Origin of the sequence: Geofilum rubicundum JCM 15548, assembly GCF_000974365.1 — a bacterium.
Classification (GTDB): Bacteria; Bacteroidota; Bacteroidia; order Bacteroidales; family Marinilabiliaceae; genus Geofilum; species Geofilum rubicundum.
Genome location: NZ_BAZW01000176.1, coordinates 1 through 982 on the forward strand (window position 1 = coordinate 1; position 982 = coordinate 982).

A 982-nucleotide genomic window follows, 5' to 3' on the forward strand; every position below is an offset into this window, starting at 1 on the left:
AAACGGAACCTGAACTCAATAGATAAGCTGTTGGATGCCTACTCTTATATCCCGTTATCCCCCAAACAGTACAAGTATCTTTTGGTGGTCAGGACCCTTTTTGAACAACAAAAACAAATGTATGCCACGCGTACACGCAGTATCGATGATCGGATTGTGAGTATCCATCAACCGCACGTTCGGCCTATTGTGCGTGGCAAGACTCAAGCGAAGGTTGAATTTGGGGCTAAAATCCATGTTTCCGTTATCGATGGCATCTGTTTCCTTGACGAACTCAAGTGGGATGCTTTTAATGAAGGAAGCCACATGATGGCCTACGTTGAACAATACCACAAGCGTTTCGGGTGTTACCCACGAGAATTATTGGCCGATCAAATCTATTGCACAAGAGCCAATCGAGCGGCTTTGAAAGAGAAGGGTATTAAATTAATAGCCAAACCCCTTGGAAGACCACCGGCAGTGCCAATTCACGTAAGCCCGGGAGAACGCAACCCGGTCGAAGGGAAATTTGGGCAGGCCAAAATAGGCTACGGGTTAAACCGGGTCAAGGCCAGGCTCAAAGAAACAAGTGAACCGTGGATTGCCTGCATCTTTTTGGTGCTTAACCTGGTCAAATTGGCCGGGGTGGCACTCCCGCGTCTTATGGTCAACACGGTCATGAGTTTTTCCGCAACAGGGATTTTGGTTTGGTTAACATCAAATGTTGGTCAAATTAGAATTCCAATGGGTACCGCCTTGGAAATAATGAAATCTGAGAAGTTTAACCTAAAAATAGCAGCCTGAGTTTTTCAGCAGGCCCTAATTAACCATAACGCCCGGCTGTATGCGGTCGGCCGGGGCATTTCTGCCAGTTAGGAAATTTTCAGGCCAAACGCGGTTGGCGGGAGAGAACGAAACCCGCAATATGCTGTGGAGCCCCGGCTGCCGTATACAGCTTTGTTAGCAACGGCCTGTTTATTTTAATGTCTAATTCTACTTTGAC

General features: G+C 47.0%; 1 protein-coding gene. It reads left to right on the forward strand.

Features of this window, described 5'->3' with window-relative positions; all coding sequences use genetic code 11:
• On the forward strand, positions 1–783 hold a 783-nt coding region (locus tag JCM15548_RS20630; protein ID WP_227626097.1), incomplete at its 5' end, for a transposase.
• Between the last annotated feature and the right edge of the window lie 199 nt (positions 784–982).